The 14,785-nt window shown below is 68.5% G+C and carries 15 protein-coding genes; 9 read left to right on the top strand and 6 right to left on the bottom strand.

Going from position 1 to position 14,785, the window contains the following annotated elements:
- Window positions 1–66 precede the first annotated feature (66 nt).
- The 3 genes from waaF to VXM69_RS16205 form a co-directional block, all read right to left on the bottom strand.
- Window positions 67–1,104 (bottom strand): lipopolysaccharide heptosyltransferase II, encoded by a 1,038-nt coding sequence (gene waaF / locus VXM69_RS16215; RefSeq protein WP_034189077.1) that lies wholly within the window; start codon window positions 1,102–1,104, stop codon window positions 67–69.
- Between the two features lie 140 nt (window positions 1,105–1,244).
- Window positions 1,245–1,439: a zinc-finger domain-containing protein gene (locus VXM69_RS16210; protein WP_367189888.1), complete on the bottom strand. Its 195-nt coding sequence runs from the start codon at window positions 1,437–1,439 to the stop codon at window positions 1,245–1,247.
- A 50-nt stretch (window positions 1,440–1,489) separates the two neighbouring features.
- Entirely contained in the window at window positions 1,490–2,413 is a 924-nt protein-coding gene (locus VXM69_RS16205) for a branched-chain amino acid transaminase (RefSeq protein ID WP_034189078.1), read from the bottom strand.
- Between the two features lie 194 nt (window positions 2,414–2,607).
- On the opposite strand from VXM69_RS16205, the gene VXM69_RS16200 reads away from it, so the two are divergent.
- The 3 genes from VXM69_RS16200 to VXM69_RS16190 all read left to right on the top strand — a co-directional run bounded on the left by VXM69_RS16200 (window position 2,608) and on the right by VXM69_RS16190 (window position 5,159).
- Complete coding sequence (locus VXM69_RS16200; protein ID WP_059560435.1) at window positions 2,608–3,363, top strand: AzlC family ABC transporter permease; 756 nt, start codon at window positions 2,608–2,610, stop codon at window positions 3,361–3,363.
- Window positions 3,360–3,683, top strand: a complete 324-nt coding sequence (locus VXM69_RS16195; protein ID WP_034189080.1) for an AzlD domain-containing protein — start codon at window positions 3,360–3,362, stop codon at window positions 3,681–3,683. The genes VXM69_RS16200 and VXM69_RS16195 overlap by 4 nt, the downstream gene beginning before the upstream one ends.
- 279 nt (window positions 3,684–3,962) lie before the next feature.
- Window positions 3,963–5,159, top strand: coding sequence for a phosphoglycerate kinase (locus VXM69_RS16190; protein ID WP_034189081.1), 1,197 nt, complete (start codon window positions 3,963–3,965; stop codon window positions 5,157–5,159).
- A gap of 157 nt (window positions 5,160–5,316) precedes the next feature.
- On the opposite strand, the gene VXM69_RS16185 is transcribed toward VXM69_RS16190, so the two are convergent.
- Entirely contained in the window at window positions 5,317–5,445 is a 129-nt protein-coding gene (locus tag VXM69_RS16185) for a hypothetical protein (RefSeq protein ID WP_021164118.1), read from the bottom strand.
- Here VXM69_RS16185 and pyk point away from each other — a divergent pair.
- The 6 genes from pyk (at window position 5,444) to VXM69_RS16155 (ending at window position 12,245) form a co-directional block, all read left to right on the top strand.
- A complete protein-coding gene (gene pyk / locus VXM69_RS16180; protein ID WP_034189082.1) occupies window positions 5,444–6,880 on the top strand; it encodes a pyruvate kinase in 1,437 nt (478 codons plus the stop codon). The genes VXM69_RS16185 and pyk overlap by 2 nt on opposite strands.
- A gap of 316 nt (window positions 6,881–7,196) precedes the next feature.
- Window positions 7,197–8,261 carry a class II fructose-bisphosphate aldolase gene (gene fba / locus VXM69_RS16175; protein WP_034189083.1) on the top strand — a complete coding sequence of 355 codons (1,065 nt, stop codon included), beginning with the start codon at window positions 7,197–7,199 and terminating at the stop codon, window positions 8,259–8,261.
- 233 nt (window positions 8,262–8,494) lie between these two features.
- Window positions 8,495–9,385, top strand: coding sequence for a phosphoribosylaminoimidazolesuccinocarboxamide synthase (locus VXM69_RS16170; protein ID WP_034189084.1), 891 nt, complete (start codon window positions 8,495–8,497; stop codon window positions 9,383–9,385).
- 21 nt (window positions 9,386–9,406) lie between these two features.
- A complete protein-coding gene (gene purE, locus VXM69_RS16165; protein ID WP_034189110.1) occupies window positions 9,407–9,928 on the top strand; it encodes a 5-(carboxyamino)imidazole ribonucleotide mutase in 522 nt (173 codons plus the stop codon).
- An 80-nt stretch (window positions 9,929–10,008) separates the two neighbouring features.
- Complete coding sequence (locus VXM69_RS16160) at window positions 10,009–11,205, top strand: 5-(carboxyamino)imidazole ribonucleotide synthase (protein ID WP_034189085.1); 1,197 nt, start codon at window positions 10,009–10,011, stop codon at window positions 11,203–11,205.
- Window positions 11,206–11,216: 11 nt separating this feature from the next.
- Window positions 11,217–12,245: an L-threonylcarbamoyladenylate synthase gene (locus tag VXM69_RS16155; protein WP_367189887.1), complete on the top strand. Its 1,029-nt coding sequence runs from the start codon at window positions 11,217–11,219 to the stop codon at window positions 12,243–12,245.
- Window positions 12,246–12,327: 82 nt separating this feature from the next.
- On the opposite strand, the gene VXM69_RS16150 is transcribed toward VXM69_RS16155, so the two are convergent.
- Window positions 12,328–13,467 (bottom strand): SGNH/GDSL hydrolase family protein, encoded by a 1,140-nt coding sequence (locus tag VXM69_RS16150; protein ID WP_367189886.1) that lies wholly within the window; start codon window positions 13,465–13,467, stop codon window positions 12,328–12,330.
- A gap of 95 nt (window positions 13,468–13,562) precedes the next feature.
- Window positions 13,563–14,477: a sterol desaturase family protein gene (locus tag VXM69_RS16145; RefSeq protein WP_059560424.1), complete on the bottom strand. Its 915-nt coding sequence runs from the start codon at window positions 14,475–14,477 to the stop codon at window positions 13,563–13,565.
- Window positions 14,478–14,785: the final 308 nt, after the last annotated feature.

The raw sequence follows: 14,785 nt of genomic DNA, 5'->3' as shown, positions 1-14,785 counted from the left end.
GGATGGAGCCGCCGTACACCGGTGAATCGGATTGCCCGGCGCGCCGTGCGACGCTGCCGGTCAGGGTCAGCGCTGCCCGACGAGCATGCCGCGCAAATCGCCGAATACCTGCTCGGGACCGAGTTCGCGCAGGCACTTCAGGTGGCCGAGCGGGCACTCGCGTTCGAAGCAGGGACTGCATTCGAGATGCAGCCATTGTACCTTCGCCAGGTCCGACAGCGGAGGGGTGTGGCGCGGATCGGTCGATCCGTACAGCGCGACGAGCGGCCGGCGTAGCGCGGCCGCGACGTGCATCAGCCCCGAATCGTTGGTGACGACCGCGTTCGCGCGCGCGATCAGCGCGCACGCCTCGGACAGCGACGTCTGCCCGCACAGGTTGCGCACGTTCGGCGCGTGGTCGGCGATCGCCTGCGCGGCGGCCGCGTCCTTCTGCGAGCCGAGCGCGACGATCTGCGTGTACGGGAACGACTGGTGGACGATCGTCGCGAGCGTCGCGAAGTGCTCGGGCGGCCAGCGCTTGGCCGGGCCGTATTCGGCGCCCGGGCAGAACACGACGAGCGGCTTGCGCGTATCGAGATTGAAACGCGCGGACACGCGCGCCGTCTCGTTCAGGTCCGCGTCGAGGCGCGGCGCGGGCAGCGTCTTCATCGACTCGGGCAGCTTCGCGCCCGGCGCGTACGCGAGCGCCGCGTAGTGGGTCGTCATCGGCGGGCGTTCGCCCGACCTGGCCGGATTCGCGTGCCGCACGTTCAGCAGCCCGTAGCGGTGCTCGCCCGTGTAGCCGATCCGCAGCGGAATGTTCGCGAGCCACGGGATCACCGCGGATTTCAGCGAATTCGGCAGCACGTACGCCGCGTCGTAGCCGACGTCGCGCAGGTCGCTCGCGAGCTGCCAGCGGCGCAGCAGCTGCAGCTTGCCGTGGGCGAGATCGGTCGCGTAGACATCGTGGATCTCGGGCATCCGCTCGAGCACGGGCGCGACCCATGAGGGTGCGACCGCATCGATCGCGATGCGGGGATGGAGTTTCTTCAGCAGCGCAAAAAGCGGCTGCGCCATCAATGCGTCACCGATCCAGTTCGGTGCGATAACCAGCGCTCGACGCATCAGGTGGACTTCCGATGTCGTAATGAAGCACGGCGCGCGTCGCGCCGCGTTCGGGTTGCCAGAATGGGGAAGGGCGGCGCGCCGGCTGTCCGGCTGCGCCGCCTTGCGGTCGGCGGGCCCGCGGGCCCGGCCGGCCGGGCTCAGTGGCCCTTGACGACTTCGCCGTCGCGCAGCTTGTAGCGCGTGCCGCAGTACGGGCAGCGCGCCTCGCCGTGCGACACGTCGATGAAGACGCGCGGGTGCGCGCTCCAGCGTACCATCGCCGGGTTCGGGCAGTAGGCGGGAAGATCCTTGGCCGTCAGCTCGACCAGCGGCATTTCCTTGATTTCACTCATGAGACTTTCTCTTATCACTCTTGTGTGGGGCGGTCGGTGGCGCGGCGCGCTCAGACCTTCGTCAGCCAGTGCGCGTACTTCGCGTTCTTGCCCGACACGATATCGAAAAACGCCGACTGGAGCTTTTCCGTGACGGGGCCGCGCGCGCCGCTGCCGATCGTGCGGTTGTCGAGTTCGCGGATCGGCGTGACTTCGGCGGCCGTGCCGGTGAAGAACGCTTCGTCGGCCGTGTAGACCTCGTCGCGCGTGATGCGCTTCTCGATGACCTCGATGCCGGCGTCGCGCGCGAGCGTGATGATCGTGTCGCGCGTGATGCCGTCGAGGCACGACGCCAGGTCGGGCGTGTACAGCTTGCCGTTGTTCACGAGGAAGAAGTTCTCGCCCGAGCCTTCCGACACGTAGCCGTCGACGTCGAGCAGCAGCGCTTCGTCGTAGCCGTCGGCCGTCGCTTCCTGGTTCGCCAGGATCGAGTTCACGTACCAGCCCGACGCCTTCGCGCGGACCATCGACACGTTCACGTGGTGGCGCGTGAACGACGACGTCTTCACGCGGATGCCCTTCGCGAGGCCGTCCTCGCCGAGGTACGCGCCCCACGGCCACGCGGCGATCGCGACGTGGATCGTGTTGCCCTTCGCGGCCACGCCGAGCTTTTCCGAGCCGACCCAGATGATCGGGCGCAGGTAGCACGACTCGAGCTTGTTCTCGCGCACGACCGCGAGCTGCGCGGCTTCGAGCGTTTCCCGGTCGAACGGCACGTCCATCTGGAAGATCTTCGCCGAATTCAGCAGACGTTTCGTGTGCTCGGGCAGGCGGAAGATCGCGGTGCTGCCGTCGGCCGTCTTGTACGCGCGCACGCCCTCGAAGACACCCATGCCGTAGTGCAGCGTATGGGTCAGGACGTGGATCTTGGCGTCGCGCCAGTCGATCAGCTTGCCGTCCATCCAGATCTTGCCGTCGCGGTCGGCCATTGACATAGATTTCTCCTGGGATGCGGTTGTATGCAGCGTTGAGCCGGAAAGACGCATATTTTAGCGTCATTTGAAGGCGATCCGGTCGGTCGGCGCGGGGCCGGCGCTATAATCGGCCGGTACCGATTCCAATAATGACGGGATGCATCGGCAGGAGGCGCCGGCGTCCCGACGAACCGCCCGCTGCGGCCCGTTTTCCCATGCTCGCTCGATTGTCCGCCACCGACCGCTTCGCGCTGATCCAGGGCGCGCGCGACTATTCCCCGACACTGATGGCGATCCTGTCCTGGGGCCTCGTCACCGGCATCGCGATGAGCAAGTCGGTCATGACGCTCGGGCAGGCGAGCGCGATGTCGCTGCTGGTCTACGCGGGCTCGTCGCAGCTCGCGGTGCTGCCGCTCCTCGCGGCGAAGCTGCCGATCTGGACCGTGCTGCTCACGGCCGCGATGGTCAACACGCGCTTCGTGATCTTCAGCGCCGGGCTGGCGCCCCATTTTTCCTACCTGCCGCTGTGGCGGCGTCTCGCGATCGGCTATTTCAACGGCGACGTGATCTACCTGCTGTTCCAGAAACAGGGTTTCGCCTACGGCCACGTGCCGGGCAAGGAAGCGTATTTCTGGGGGATGGCGCTCGCGAGCTGGGTGTCGTGGCAGGTGTCGTCGCTCGCCGGCATCCTGCTCGCGAGCTTCTTTCCCGCGAGCTGGGGGCTGGAGCTGGCCGGCACGCTCGCGCTGATCCCGATCATGGTGTCGGCGGTCGCGAACCGCTCGACGCTCGCGGCCGTCGCGGTCGCGGGCATCGTGTCGCTGATCGCGTTCGACCTGCCGTACCGGCTCGCGCTGCCGCTCGCGGTGCTCGCCGCGCTGGCGGCCGGCTGCACGGCCGACTTCTTCGTCGAACGGGCCGACTGGCGGCGCATCCGCACCGAAACCGTGCACGAGAAGGAGATCGAATGAGCGCGACGGAGATCTGGATCGTCATCATCGGGATGACGATCGTCACGGCGGTCACGCGCGCGCTGTTCCTGATCGGCGGCGAGCGCACCGTGCTGCCCGAACGCGCGCAGCGCGCGCTGCGCTACGCGCCGGCCGCCGCGCTCGTCGCCGTCGTGCTGCCCGACGTGCTCGAAACGCCGGCCGGGCTGTCGTTCGCACTGTCCAACCATCCGTTCTACGCGGCGCTCGCCGGCCTCGGCTGGTTTTTGTGGCGCCGCAGCATGCTCGGCACGATCGTGGTCGGCATGGTCGTGTTCACCGTGCTGCGCCTGATCTTCTGATGAATCGTCGTTCCGGCCTGCCGGGCACGGGCCGCCCGCGGGCGGCCATTGCTGCGTCGCGGCAATGTGCCGGTTTGCGCGCGCGATTCCAAATAGGCGGAATTCGCCGCCCGCGGGTCAGTCTGCCAGGTGGATCGGCTAGAATGCCCGTTCGAGATTTTTTACCCGTGCGCGTCATGCGAACCGCCAGCCACGGCCGCATCCGGCGCCCTTTCGCGGCAGCCCGCGCACGTCCAGCGTGAACCCCCTTTCCCCATCCACTACTTCAATCTGTTCAACATGAGCCAAGTCAAGCGTCTTACCGACCTGATCGCCGCCGGCCAGCTCGCCGGCAAGCGGGTGTTCATCCGCGCCGACCTGAACGTCCCGCAGGACGACCAGGGCAACATCACCGAAGACACCCGCGTGCGCGCGTCCGTGCCGGCCATCCAGGCCGCGCTCGACGCCGGCGCGGCCGTGATGGTCACGTCGCACCTCGGCCGTCCGACCGAAGGCGAATTCAAGCCGGAAGACTCGCTCGCGCCGGTCGCGAAGCGCCTCGCCGAGCTGCTCGGCCGCGACGTGCCGCTGGTGTCGAACTGGGTCGAGAACGGCGTGAACGTCGCGCCGGGCCAGGTCGTGCTGCTCGAGAACTGCCGCGTCAACAAGGGCGAAAAGAAGAATTCGGACGAGCTCGCCCAGAAGATGGCGAAGCTCTGCGACGTGTACGTGAACGACGCGTTCGGCACCGCGCACCGCGCGGAAGCGACCACGCACGGGATCGCGAAGTACGCGCCGGTCGCGTGCGCGGGCCCGCTGCTGGCCGCCGAGCTCGACGCGCTCGGCAAGGCGCTCGGCAACCCGGCCCGCCCGCTGGTGGCGATCGTCGCCGGCTCGAAGGTATCGACCAAGCTCACCATCCTGAAGTCGCTGGCCGGCAAGGTCGACCAGCTGATCGTCGGCGGCGGCATCGCGAATACGTTCATGCTCGCGGCCGGCCTGTCGATCGGCAAGTCGCTCGCGGAAGCCGATCTCGTCGCCGAGGCGAAGGCGATCATCGACGAGGCGCGCGAGCGCGGCGCGTCGGTGCCGATCCCGACCGACGTCGTCACCGCGAAGGAATTCTCGCCGACGGCCGCGGCCACGGTGAAGCAGGTCGCCGACATCGAAGCGGACGACATGATCCTCGACATCGGCCCCGATACGGCCAAGGCGCTCGCGAGCCAGCTCGAGAAGGCCGGCACGATCGTGTGGAACGGCCCGGTCGGCGTGTTCGAGTTCGACCAGTTCGGCAACGGCACCAAGACGCTCGCCGAAGCGATCGCCAAATCGTCCGCGTTCTCGATCGCGGGCGGCGGCGACACGCTCGCGGCCATCGCGAAGTACGGCATCCACGACCAGGTCAGCTACATCTCGACGGGCGGCGGCGCCTTCCTCGAGTTCCTCGAGGGGAAGAAGCTGCCGGCGGTGGAAGTGCTCGAAACGCGGGCGGCCTGAGCGTGGCGGCGCGCGCAGGGGTGACGAAGGCCGCGCGCTCCGCGAAAGCGGAGCCGCCGGCCGGCGCGGGCAAGCGCAAACGCGCGCCCGCGCGGGCGAACACCGCCCCGCGCGCACCGGTGGCCGCCGGCGACGCGGCCGACCAGCACCACGAGATTCAGAACAAAGCGATGCCGGGCGCAAGCACCGGCACGCCCCCCGGAACGGCCGCCGCTGGGCCCGCCGCTTCCGGCTCTCGCAGCGTTTCACCCAGCGCATCCACCTTGATCCAGATGAGGAGTTTCATGCAGCGCGCCACCAAGATAGTCGCCACGATCGGCCCGGCTTCCAGTTCGCCGGAGATTCTGCTGCAGATGATGCAGGCGGGCCTCGACGTCGTGCGGCTCAATTTTTCGCACGGCACGGCCGACGATCACCGCCAGCGCGCCGAGATGGTGCGCGAGGCCGCCCGCAAGGTTGGCCGCGAGATCGCGATCATGGCCGACCTCCAGGGTCCGAAGATCCGCGTCGGCAAGTTCGAGAACGGCAAGACCACGCTCGTGCCGGGGCAGCCGTTCATCCTTGACGCCGCCTGCGAGCTCGGCAACGACGAGCGCGTCGGCCTCGACTACAAGGAACTGCCGCGCGACCTGCGTCCGGGCGACCTGCTGCTGCTGAACGACGGCCTGATCGTGCTGACCGTCGAGCGCGTGCTCGGCGACGAGATCCACACGATCGTCAAGGTGGGCGGCGAGCTGTCGAACAACAAGGGCATCAACCGCCAGGGCGGCGGCCTGTCGGCGCCGGCGCTGACCGCGAAGGACATGGAAGACATCCGCACGGCGATGTCGCTCGGCGCGGACCTCGTCGCGGTGTCGTTCCCGAAGAACGCGACCGACATGGAAATGGCGCGCCAGCTCGCGAACATCGCGGGCGCGCCGTACGGCATCAAGCCGAAGATGATCGCGAAGATCGAGCGCGCGGAAGCGATTCCGGCGCTGCAGAGCATCCTCGACGCGTCCGACGGCATCATGGTCGCGCGCGGCGACCTCGCGGTGGAAGTGGGCAACGCGGCCGTGCCGGCGCTGCAGAAGCGCATGATCCGGATGGCGCGCGAGTCGAACAAGCTCGTGATCACCGCGACGCAGATGATGGAATCGATGATCCATGCACCCGTGCCGACCCGCGCGGAAGTGTCGGACGTCGCGAACGCGGTGCTCGACGGCACCGACGCGGTGATGCTGTCGGCCGAGACGGCCGCCGGCAAGTACCCGGTCGTCACGATCGAGACGATGGCGGCCGTGTGCGTCGAAGCGGAAAAGTCGGAACATGTCGAGCTCGACAAGGATTTCCTCGACCGCACGTTCACGCGGATCGACCAGTCGATCGCGATGGGCGCGCTGTTCACCGCGTACCACCTCGGCGCGAAGGCGATCATCGCGCTGACCGAGTCGGGCGCGACCGCGCTGTGGATGTCGCGTCACTACACGCACGTGCCGATCTTCGCGCTGACGCCGCGCGTCGGCAGCGAGCGCACGATGGCGCTGTACCGCAACGTGACGCCGCTGCACGTCGACTTCAACAGCGACCGCGATTCGGCGCTGCAGGCGGCGCTCGAGATCGTCGTCAAGCAGGGCTACGTGCAGCACGGCGACATGGTCGTGCTGACGGTCGGCGAGCCGATGGGGCAGGCGGGCGGCACCAACACGCTGAAGATCGTGCGGGTCGGCGAACACTACTGAGCGCCCGCTGAGCATCGGGCCGGCCTGGCGGGCCGGCCGCCGGGATCGGCCGGAAGCTGGTCTGGCACCGTTTTTCACGCGAAAGCCGCGTGGGGTTCGAAGCCCCGCGCGGCTTTTTTTCTCTTTTTTGCCCGCATTGTGCCGTGCGAACGTAACAAATTGCGAGTGAGCGCCACCGGGCGGTCGGAATCGGAGGCGCTTCGCGATAAAATGCGGCTATTCGACGCTCAGCCGCGCCGCCTCGCCCCGGGTCGAACGGGGGCGGATGCCGCGCCGGCGTCAGGGCGCACCGGTTTTCATTCCAAGGAGTTCCACAATGCCTCTCGTATCAATGCGTCAATTGCTGGACCACGCGGCGGAGCACGGTTACGGCCTGCCGGCCTTCAACGTGAACAACCTGGAGCAGGTCCAGGCGATCATGGCGGCGGCGGACCAGGTCGGCGCGCCCGTGATCATGCAGGCATCGGCCGGCGCGCGTAAGTACGCGGGCGAGCCGTTCCTGCGCCACCTGATCGAAGCAGCCGTCGAGTCCTACCCGCACATCCCGGTCGTGATGCACCAGGATCACGGCCAGTCGCCGGCGGTCTGCATGGCGGCGATCCGCAGCGGCTTCACGAGCGTGATGATGGACGGTTCGCTCGAGGCCGACGGCAAGACGGTCGCGTCGTACGAGTACAACGTCGACGTGTCGCGCAAGGTCGTCGAGATGGCGCACTCGATCGGCGTGACGGTCGAAGCGGAACTCGGCGTGCTCGGCTCGCTCGAGACGATGAAGGGCGACAAGGAAGACGGCCACGGCGCGGAAGGCACGATGACCCGCGAGCAGCTGCTGACCGATCCGGAGCAGGCCGCCGACTTCGTGAAGCTCACGCAGTGCGATGCGCTCGCGATCGCGATCGGCACGTCGCACGGCGCGTACAAGTTCTCGAAGAAGCCGACGGGCGACATCCTGTCGATCCAGCGCATCAAGGAAATCCACGCGCGCATCCCGAACACGCACCTCGTGATGCACGGTTCGTCGTCGGTGCCGCAGGAGCTGCTCGCCGAGATCCGCGAATTCGGCGGCGACATGAAGGAAACCTACGGCGTGCCGGTCGAGGAAATCCAGGAAGGCATCAAGCACGGCGTGCGCAAGATCAACATCGACACCGACCTGCGTCTCGCGATCACCGGCGCGATCCGCCGCTACCTGTTCGAGAACCCGGGCAAGTTCGATCCGCGCGACTACCTGAAGCCCGCGCGCGAAGCGGCGAAGCAGGTCTGCGTCGACCGCTACCTCGCGTTCGGCTGCGAAGGCCAGGCCGGCAAGATCAAGCCGGTGGCGCTCGACAAGATCGCCGAGCAGTACAAGTCCGGCGCGCTCGCGCAGGTCGTGCGCTGAGACTGTAGTACGATTGCCCCCGCCCGGTACTGCCGCCGGGCAAGGGCTGGCCGCCCGGTTGCCGGATTCGATCCGGCCCCGGTAGCCGCTCCGTCCGGCCGAACAAGGGCCGGCCGGCAACCGCCGGGCGCCGTCGCCCGCCGGTTCGCCGACGCATTGCAAGACCGCCGTTCCCGCCTGCCGCGGGGAACGGCGTTTCCCTTTTTGTTTGGCTCCTTATCTGCGAAAAGACGATGTCTACCCTTTACGAATCCACGCTCCGCTCGCTGCCGCTCCTCGGTCGCGGCAAGGTCCGCGACAACTACGCGGTCGGCAACGACAAGCTCCTGATCGTCACGACCGACCGCCTGTCGGCGTTCGACGTGGTGATGGGCGAGCCGATTCCGAACAAGGGCCGCGTGCTGAACCAGATGGCGAACTTCTGGTTCGACAAGCTCGCGCACATCGTGCCGAACCACCTGACGGGCGACGCGCCGGAAGCGGTCGTCGCGGCCGACGAGGTCGAGCAGGTGCAGGGCCGCGGCGTGGTCGTCAAGCGCCTCGAGCCGATCATGATCGAAGCGGTCGTGCGCGGCTACCTGGCCGGTAGCGGCTGGAAGGAATACCAGGCATCGGGCGCCGTGTGCGGCGTGCAGCTGCCGGCAGGCCTGCAGAACGCGCAGAAGCTGCCCGAGCCGATCTTCACGCCGGCCGCGAAGGCCGAGATGGGCGAGCACGACGAGAACATCACGTTCGAGGAGACCGAGCGCCGTATCGGCACCGAGCTGGCCGCGACGATCCGCGACATCTCGATCAAGCTGTACAAGGAAGCGGCCGACTACGCGGCGACGCGCGGCATCATCATCGCCGACACGAAGTTCGAATTCGGCCTCGACAACCACGGCAAGCTGTACCTGATGGACGAAGTGCTGACGGCCGATTCGTCGCGCTTCTGGCCGGCCGACCAGTACGAAGTCGGCACGAACCCGCCGTCGTTCGACAAGCAGTTCGTGCGCGACTGGCTCGAGGCGCAGCCGTGGGGCAAGACGGCGCCGGCGCCGGCGCTGCCGGCCGACGTCGTCGAGAAGACGGCCGCGAAGTACCAGGAAGCGCTCGAGCGCATCACGGGCCAGTCGCTCGTCTGAGAGAAGGAAGGAATGCACGACATGAGTGAAGTCCAGACTGCCCACACGCACGGTGCGCCGCTCGTCGGCGTGCTGATGGGTTCGAGTTCCGACTGGGACGTGATGAAGCACGCGGTCGCGATCCTGCAGGAATTCGGCGTACCGTACGAAGCGAAGGTCGTGTCCGCGCACCGGATGCCCGACGAGATGTTCGATTACGCGGAGAAGGCGCGCGAGCGCGGGCTGCGCGCGATCATCGCGGGCGCCGGCGGTGCCGCGCACCTGCCCGGCATGCTGGCCGCGAAGACCACGGTGCCGGTGCTCGGCGTGCCGGTCGCGAGCAAGTACCTGAAGGGCGTCGATTCGCTGCACTCGATCGTGCAGATGCCGAAGGGCGTGCCGGTCGCGACGTTCGCGATCGGCGAGGCCGGCGCCGCGAATGCCGCGCTGTTCGCGGTGTCGATCCTGTCCGGCAACTCGGTCGACTACGCGAACCGGCTCGCCGCGTTCCGCGTGCGCCAGAACGAAGCCGCGCACGCGATGGTGCTGCCGCCGCTCGAATGACGGCGCACCGGCGGCCGCGCGTCGCGGCTGCCTGACTTTCCCACTGCGGCGGGCAGCGCCCGCCGCGACCGACCACTGACATGACCGCAACTCCTGATTCCGTTTCCCCGATCCTGCCCGGCGCGTGGCTGGGCATGGTCGGCGGTGGCCAGCTCGGCCGCATGTTCTGCTTTGCCGCCCAGTCGATGGGCTATCGCGTCGCCGTGCTCGATCCCGATCCGACGAGTCCCGCCGGCACGGTCGCCGACCGCCACCTGCGCGCGGCGTACGACGACGAAGCCGCGCTCGCGGAACTGGCCGACCTGTGCGACGCCGTATCGACGGAGTTCGAGAACGTGCCGGCCGCGAGCCTCGATTTCCTCGCACGCACGACGTTCGTCGCGCCGGCCGGCCGCTGCGTCGCGGTCGCGCAGGACCGGATCGCGGAGAAGCGCTTCATCGAGGCGTCGGGCGTGCCGGTCGCGCCGCACGTCGTGATCGAATCGCCGGCGGCGCTCGCCGCGCTCGACGATGCCGCGCTCGGCGCGGTGCTGCCGGGCATCCTGAAGACGGCGCGCCTCGGCTACGACGGCAAGGGCCAGGTGCGTGTGAGCACCGCGCGGGAAGCGCGCGACGCCCATGCGGCGCTCGGCGGCGTGCCGTGCGTGCTCGAGAAGCGCCTGCCGCTGAAATACGAAGTGTCGGCGCTGATCGCGCGCGGCGCGGACGGCCGCTCGGCCGCGTTCCCGCTCGCCCAGAACGTGCACCACAACGGCATCCTCGCGCTGACGGTCGTGCCGGCGCCGGCCGCCGATGCCGCGCGCGTCGCGGAGGCGCAGCAGGCCGCCGTGCGGATCGCCGATACGCTCGGCTACGTCGGCGTGCTGTGCGTCGAATTCTTCGTGCTGGAAGACGGCTCGTTCGTCGCGAACGAAATGGCGCCGCGCCCGCACAACTCCGGCCACTACACGGTCGATGCGTGCGCAACGAGCCAGTTCGAGCAGCAGGTGCGCACGATGACGCGCATGCCGCTCGGCAATCCGCGCCAGCATTCGCCGGCCGCGATGCTGAACATCCTCGGCGACGTGTGGTTTCCGCACGGTGCGGCGGCCGATGCCGTCACGCCGCCGTGGGACACGGTCGCCGCGATGCCGGCCGCGCACCTGCACCTGTACGGCAAGGAAGAAGCGCGCGTCGGCCGCAAGATGGGCCACGTGAACTTCACGGCCGAGACGCGCGACGAGGCCGTTGCCGCGGCCACCGCGTGCGCGCAGCTGCTGCGCGTGCCGCTCGACTGAGGCGCCGGCCGATGTCCATCGATCTTCCGACCTCCGTGACGCTCGCGCAGATCGACGCGGCCGCCGCGCTGCTCGACGCGGGGCAGCTCGTCGCGTTCCCGACCGAGACCGTCTACGGGCTCGGCGGCGACGCGGCCAATCCCGAAGCCGTCGCGCGCATCTACGCGGCGAAAGGGCGGCCCGCGAACCATCCGGTGATCGTGCACCTGCCGCCGGGCGGTGACCCCGGCTACTGGGCCGACGACGTACCGGCCGACGCGCACGCGTTGATCGATGCATTCTGGCCGGGCCCGCTGACGCTGATCCTGAAGCGCCACGCCCGCATTCCGGATGCCGTGAGCGGCGGACAGGATTCGGTCGGGCTGCGCTGCCCGTCCCATCCGGTCGCGCAGGCGCTGCTGGCCGCGTTCAGCGCGCGGCGCGGCGGCCACGGCGGTGTGGCGGCGCCGTCCGCGAACCGGTTCGGCCACGTGAGCCCGACGACCGCGCAGCACGTGCGCGACGAATTCGGCGACACCGTGCACGTGCTCGACGGCGGCGCATCCGAAGTCGGCATCGAATCGACGATTCTCGATCTGTCGCGCGGTTTCCCGGCGCTGCTGCGCCCGGGCCACGTGACGCCGCAACAGATCGCCGACGTGCTCGGCCGCACGCCGAAGCTGCCGGACGGCAGCGACGCGACCGCACCGCGCGCGTCGGGCACGCTGAAAGCGCATTACGCGCCGCGCACGCCGCTCGCGCTGCTGCCGTTCGACGCGCTCGAGCCGCTGCTCGCGGCCGCGCAAACCGATGGCGAACGGGTCGCGCTCGTCGCCCGTGCTTCGCGCGCGGGGCGCTGGGCGCAAGCCGACGGCGTGCATTTCGTCGCGGCGCCGGAAGATCCGCGGGCCTATGCGCGCGACCTGTACGGGATGCTGCGCGCGCTCGACCGTGCGCAAGTCGCGCGTATCCTCGTCGAGAAGCTGCCCGAGACCGTCGAATGGATCGCGGTCAACGATCGCCTCGGCCGCGCGGCTGCCGCGTTCGAGGCGCGCGACTGACGTTCATCGCGCTTCACGCATGAAAAAAACGCCCGACCGGCGAACCGGTCGGGCGTTTTCGTTTGGGCGCATGGCCGGCGGCTTACTTGCCGACGCCGGACTTCGCGATCTGCTGCTCGACGTACTGCGCGAACAGCGCATGCAGGCGCGTCGTCGGGTGGACCGTGTCGGCGAACATGTAGGTCTGGTCCGCATTCGCGACCGTGTAGGTTTGCGGCGAGCAGAACAGCGACGAGCCGAAGGCGGTTGCGTTCGCGACGCCGTACTGCGTGGCGGCCTGGACCATCGCCTTCAGGTTGCAGGCGGTGTCGGTGTTCGACACGCTGAAGCCGTTCGCCTGGTAGTTGGCCGCGATGCCGTCCTGCCACGTGAACGAATCGACCACCGCATACTTCGTCGTATCGACCTTCAGCGCGGCGAGCGTGCCGACGAGCGTCTTGTTGAAGAGGCCCGACAGTTGCGTGAACGCGGCCTGCGTGCCGCCTTGCAGCGCGAGTGGCGTGCCGCCGATGTCCGGCACGTTCGCGACGAACACGTGCGTCGCGCCTGCCGCGACGATCTGCTGGACGATCCCGCCGAGCTGCTGCGCGGCCAGGCCGATCGCCTGCGCGGCCGCGAGCTGCGCGGCCGGCGTGTTGCCTTGCGCCTGCGCGACCTGCGCCTGATAGAAGATGTCGTTCGCGCCGCCGTTGATCAGCACGATCTGGCCGGCGTTGAAGCTGCCGTGCTGCGACAGGTACTGCTTGACCTGGTCGGCGATCGGCGTCGTCGTTGCCTGCGCGTAGTCGGCGTTCGGCACGCTGGCGTCCGCGTGGCCGATGCCCGGCTGCAGCGTCACGCGCGAGCCGCCTTGTGCGTAGCCGAGGCCGCCGGTGGCCTGCAGCGGGATGCCGAAGCCGCCCTGGTTCGCGGGCTGCAGCGTGTCGCCGTAGTACTGCGCGACGTTCTGCGTCCACACCTGGCCCGGGTTGGTCGTGAAGCGGCCGCCGCCGAAGCCGAGCTTGATCTGCGAGTAGGTGCCCGCGTCGGACAGGCTGTCGCCGAACGACACGACCTGCATCTTCACGCCCGACGGCGGCGTGTTCGACGAACTGCTGCTGTTGTTGTCGTCACCTCCGCCGCACGCGGCGAGCAGCGCGAGCGCGGCGCCGGCGATCGCGACCTGCGCGGTGCGCAGCATGCGCTGACGGGTGCGGGAAGGTGCGTGTTGTTGTGTCTGCATCGTTCGATCTCCTCGTAGATATGGCCTGATGTGTTTCTCATCTGCCGCGTGCCTGCTCGGTTCCGGGCTGCGCGGCGGCCGTTGGCTGAAACGGTTTATCGGTCACGCGCAGCCGCCAGCGGCACGGTGCGCGGATCCTGGTTCGCGGCCTCGGCAATCTGCGCATGATAAGCGCTCGCCCATTCGGGCGGGCCGAAAATCGCGCGCAGCTTGTTGCCCCATCCGTCGACGCGCAACGCGTCGGACGCCATCGACACCCATTCGTGGAACGTCGCGACGAGCGGGTTGTTCGAGCCGAGCCGCTCGACGATTCCGTACTGCGGCGGGTCGTCGGGCGTTTCCTCGACATAGCTGCCGAACAGGCGATCCCAGATCACCAGGACGCCTGCGTAATTGCGGTCGATGTAGCGCGCGTTGCGCGCATGGTGCGCGCGATGGATCGACGGCGTATTCAGCACGTATTCGAGCCAGCCGAGCTTGCCGATCGCCTGCGTGTGCACGAAGAACTGGAACGCGAGGTTGATCAGCACGATGCCGACGACCTGTTGCGGCGGAAAGCCGGCGAACGCGAGCGGCAGCCAGAACACCCACATGCCCGCGACGGGGTACATCAGGCTCTGGCGGAACGCGGTCGAGAAATTCATCCGCTCGGACGAGTGGTGTACGACGTGCGCGGCCCACAGCCAGCGCACGCGATGGCTCGCGCGATGAAACACGTAGTAGAGGAAGTCCTGCGCGACGAACAGCACCGCGAACGACAGCCAGCTGTCGTGCCACGTGTAAAGACGATAGTGCCGGTAGCAGTACGCATAGACGGGAATCACGAACAGCCACGCGATCTTGTCGGCGCCCTGGTGCATCAGCGCGAGCGCCGCGTTGCACAGCGTGTCGCGCCACGCATAGACAGGGTCTTGCGCACGTGTGCGGGCGAGGTGCCAGGCCTCCCATGCGATGCAGAGCAGGAAGACGGGCGCCAGCGCGAGCAGAAGCAATTCGACGTCGAATCGCATGGGCGTGTCTCCTTCTTTCCCCTGCAAGCCATGAGGCCGGGCGTGTGGCCCGTTGTAGATATCGGTCAGGCCAACAGCCTACGCAATCGCCACGCGCTAGGCGAGGGGGCAGCGTAGAGGGTTCCCTCTGAGGACAGGGTTTCTACGGAAGCCGCGCGGCACGGGGCCGGGCGGTGCGGCCCTGTTTTACGGGCGCGGCCGGCGCGCGGTGCGGCGCGCGCCGGCGGCGGCGGCGTTTCAAACCGGGCAATGCGAAAGGCGAGCGCGGGCGCGGCGGAAAAACGGCACGGGCCGCCCGCGAGGGCGGC

This window comes from Burkholderia sp. Ed8, from assembly GCF_040761425.1.
Taxonomy (GTDB): domain Bacteria; phylum Pseudomonadota; class Gammaproteobacteria; order Burkholderiales; family Burkholderiaceae; genus Burkholderia; species Burkholderia seminalis.
This window is presented reverse-complemented; position numbering and strand designations above follow the sequence as displayed.